Raw genomic sequence first — 270 nt, 5'->3', positions numbered from 1 at the left:
TGGAACCTGCCACGGGCGAGGACCTGCTGGGGTGGCGTGCCGACGACACGGGGTTCGGCGAGGCGGGCCTGAGCGATGCGGAGGAGCGCGTCGCCGCGTTCGCCTCACAGGGCTACACCAACAAGGAGATCGCGGCGAAGCTCTTCGTCAGCGTCAGCACGGTGGAGCACCACCTCACCCGCGCCTACCGCAAGCTCGGCATATCCCGCCGCCGGGACCTGCCCGCCGATCTGCGCACCAGGGGCGCCGAACCGGCCCTCAGCTGAACCA

At 70.7% G+C, this 270-nt stretch carries 1 protein-coding gene; it reads left to right on the top strand.

The window, feature by feature from the left end; translation table 11 throughout:
* Window positions 1-266: helix-turn-helix transcriptional regulator (locus G3I42_RS33870; RefSeq protein ID WP_164291486.1), on the top strand; the 266-nt coding region annotated here is incomplete at its 5' end.
* Window positions 267-270: the final 4 nt, after the last annotated feature.

Source organism: Streptomyces sp. SID11385, assembly GCF_010548245.1.
In the GTDB taxonomy this organism is placed as follows: domain Bacteria; phylum Actinomycetota; class Actinomycetes; order Streptomycetales; family Streptomycetaceae; genus Streptomyces.
Note: the sequence above shows the minus strand (reverse complement) of the source record. Positions and strands in the feature narration are given on the sequence as shown.